Annotated in this window: 1 protein-coding gene; it reads right to left on the bottom strand. The window is 71.2% G+C overall.

Features of this window, described 5'->3' with window-relative positions:
- Nucleotides 1–68 precede the first annotated feature (68 nt).
- On the bottom strand, nucleotides 69–3,494 hold the full coding sequence (locus tag ACQKIP_RS29280) for a molybdopterin-dependent oxidoreductase (protein WP_427744587.1): 3,426 nt from the start codon (nucleotides 3,492–3,494) through the stop codon (nucleotides 69–71).
- Nucleotides 3,495–3,648: the final 154 nt, after the last annotated feature.

Here is a 3,648-nt window from a genome sequence, read left to right as displayed (position 1 = left end):
GGCGGGTCGTGGACGGCAGCCTTGGCAGGTGGCAGGTGGCAGGTGGCAGGTGGCAGGGCGGGGATCTATCAGGAGTCGAGGGTCACGTCGGAGACGGGCATGGCCTGGCAGGTCAGGCACTGGTCGTCGGCCAGGTCCTCGGGTGTGGTGACGAGATGGGCGACCTGGCCCTCAAGGACGGTGACGCTGCAGCTCTCGCACTGGCCCAGGCGGCAGCCGCTGGGCAGCGCAATGCCCTCCCGCTCGGCGAGTTGGAGCAGAGTGCCGTCCTCTTTGCGCCAGGTGAGCTTGCGGTCGGAGCGGGCGAAGCGGACGGTGGCCCGCGCGTGGTCGGGTATCTCCAGGGGCTGTGGCGCGGCGTGGAACTTCTCGGTGAAGATGTCGAAGCGGGGTACGCCCCGGCTGACGAGACCCGCGGTGACATCGGCGAGCATGCCCTCGGATCCGCACAGATAGAACCGGGCCCGGCGCTCGATGAGACGGCCGTCGATGTCGGCGGCACTGATCCGTCCGGCGCGGTCGTAGTCGAGACCGGGACGGTCCTGCGGCCCCGGGCGGCTGTAGCGGGTGTGCACGCGCAACTGGGGGATGAGCTGGCTCAGTTGGCGCAGACGGGACGCGAAGGCGTGGCTGGCGGCGTTGCGGTTGCCGTAGTGCAGCACCACGTCGGGCACGCTGCCGCCGCCGGCCGCCAGGGTCTCCAGGTAGCTGATGAAGGGGGTGATGCCGACGCCCGAGGCGATGAGTACGACCGGCCGGCTGATGTCGGTGGGCACGGCGAAGAGCCCCGAGGGCGCCGTCACTTGGACCCGGGTGCCCTGTGGGGTGCGGGTGTGCACCCGGCCGGAGACGACTCCGTCCGGCACGCGGCCGACGGCGATGCTGTAGGCGCGGCGGCCTTCTTCCCTGGCGGGTGCGGTGAGCGAGTAGCAGCGGGCCGGTGGACGGCTTCCGGGCCCGGCGGTGGCAGCTACGGCGGTGTCGGCTTCCGGATCGGGTTCGGAGGCGGGGTCGGGGAAGCTGAGGGTGATGTGCTGCCCGGGGCGGAAGTCGGGCAGCGCCGAGCCGTCGACGGGCTCGAGCGCCAGGGCCAGGACGCTGTCGCCTTCCGCGCTGGTGGAGGTGACGACGAAGTCCTTGGTCCCCTCCCAGCCGGGGGTGGCGAGGGGCCGTACCTCGCAGGCGGTCGACCTCATGGGCACTGATCCGCTGATGGGGTCGGACACTTCGTCGCCGATCAGCAGGTTGTAGTTGCTGCCCTTGCCGTCGTAGGGATCGTGGCCCGGCAGGGCGAGATCGGAGGCCTGCTGCCACCAGCCGTACTCGGCGACCACTACGTCGTCGTGCAGGTCGGCATCGATCCGCGCGCGCATCCGCACGGTTCCCGACCGGGTGGACAGCGCCACCCACTGGCCGTCGCTGATGGAGCGCCGCCGGGCGGCGGCGACACTGAGGTCGAGCGTGGGTTCGGGGCTGCGTTTGCGCAGCGAGGACAGGCCGCGGTGCTGGCTGTGGCAGAAGTACCCGTTCTTCGCGCAGGTCAGCAGCAGCGGATACGCGGCGTCGGACCCGGTGGCGGCGGTGTGCACGGGGACGGGGGAGTAGCCGTGCTCGGCGAGTTGCTCCGAGTACAGCTCCACGCGCCGGGTGGGCGTGGCGAACCCGGTGACGTGGCCGTCCTGCGTGGGCGTGGCGTATTTGCGGTGGACGGTGGTGAGCGGGACACGCAGGCCCCCCGGATGCTGCCGCAGTTCGCTGGCCGTCAGCCCGAGGGGCGCCAGCTGGTGGTTCCAGCCGGCCTCGACGTTGCCGTCGAAGAACTCGGCGCCCATCCCCAGGCGCCCGGCGAGGTCGAAGACTACCTCGGTGTCGGAACGGGACTGGCCCACCGGGTCGACCATGCGCGGACGCAGCTGGATGTGCTCCTGCGCCCGCTCGCTGATCTCGAACCCTGCCTTGAGCGCCTCGCGTTCGAAGGGGCTGTTGACGGGCAGCACGATGTCCGCGAACTGGGAGGTGGGGTTGGCGAACAGATCGAGATGAACGTAGAAGTCCAGGCTCCGCAGGGCCTCGGCCATCCGGCGCGGATCGGGCTGCGAGAGTACGAGATTGCTGCCGAAGCCGACCAGAGCGCGCACCGCATACGGTTCGTGCGCCAGGATCGCGCGGCACAGGTCCCGCCCGTTGACCCAGCCCTGCGCGGGGGGCCCGAGCGGATGCTCCGCCAGGCCGAGCGCCTTGGCGCGCTGGGCGGCGGGAAGCTGGGTGAGGCCGGTTGCGGGGTTGACGGGATGCCGGGGCCAGATGACGTTGCCGCCGGGTGCGTCGTAACTGCCGGTCAGCGCGTACAGGGTGGCGATGGCGCGCTCGGTCTGGGTGGCGTTGGCGTGCTGCCCGACACCGCTCCATGCGTGATACGACACCGAGCGTGCCCGGGCGATGGCATCGGCGAAGGCCCGCACCTGCTCCGGCGCGATGTCGGTGGCGCGAGCGGTCTCCTTGAGCCCCCAGGGCAGACAGGCCTCGCGGTAGCGCTCGAAGGCCGGGACGCAGGCGATGCTGCCGGTGCGCGTGCGCACCTGGCGGGCGCCGCGCAGGGCGAAGCGTTCGGGGTGCCGCGCGGCACGGCGTGTGTCGTAGGGCCGCCAGTTGTTGTCCGCGGTGTCCCAGACCGCGTAGCCCTCCAGCTCCGGATCGATGTCCTCGGCGCGCAGGAAGCGTCCGGTGTCACGGCGCACGAGCAGCGGGGCATTGGTCCAGGAGCGCACGAAGGCCTCGTCGTGGCCGCGCTGGTCCAGGACGAGCCGGGCGGTGCCCAGGGCCAGCGCCGCGTCCGTGCCGGGCCGCACCCGCAGCCACTGGTCGGCGTCGGTGGCGCTCGTCGAGCGGCGCGGATCGATGACGGCCAGGCGGGCCCCGGCGGCGCGGGCGCGGGCCAGGGCCGCGGACTGGGCAAGCCAGGTCTTGGCCGGGTTGTGCCCCCACAGGATCGCCAGGTCCGTGGAGGCGAAGTCCGCCACCGGCAGGGCGCTGCCGAAGGTGAAGGCGTGCGCCCAGTCCTTGTGCCAGTTGCAGATCTCCGTGGAGTAGCAGGTGTTGGGGCTGCCGAAGCGGCGGATGAAACGCTCGACCCAGTCGATGGAGTCGGACATCGGAGTACCGCTGGGGGAGGTCACGGCGAAGGCCACGGCCTCCGCGCCGCTCTGCGCCTTGATCCGGCCGAGCTTCTCGGCGATCTCGCTCAGTGCCTCTTCCCAGCTGATGGGCTCCCACTTGGGGTCCGGGTCGGACTTGGGGGTGGTACGGCGCAATGGCTGGGTCAGCCGGTCGGGGCTGTGCACGATCTCCGGTGCCGCGCGGCCCTTGGGGCACATGGCCGCGCCCGTCGGGTGGTCGGTGTCGGGGCGCACGCCGCGCAGGGAACCGGCCTCCACGGTGTAGACGGCACCGCATCGCGAACGACACAGAGTGCAGTACCCGCGCTTCTCAGCCATAGTTACTCCTTGGTAACCGGCTACCGGTTACCGGTCACCCTTCGAGGCTGACGTTAAGATGCATGCGGTCGGGGAGTGAAGTCAAGGAAAAGCCGAACGGAGTACCGATGGCACCGGATGTGCAGGCCGGCCACCTCGAGCGCAGAAGCCTGCG

This window comes from Streptomyces sp. NPDC059900, from assembly GCF_050270335.1.
GTDB lineage: Bacteria > Actinomycetota > Actinomycetes > Streptomycetales > Streptomycetaceae > Streptomyces.
Note: the sequence above shows the minus strand (reverse complement) of the source record. Positions and strands in the feature narration are given on the sequence as shown.

What these genes read in the sequence shown, in the direction of transcription:
- ACQKIP_RS29280 (WP_427744587.1), bottom strand. Translation starts at nt 3,494, where the DNA reads ATGGCTGAGAAGCGCGGGTACTGCACTCTGTGTCGTTCGCGATGCGGT.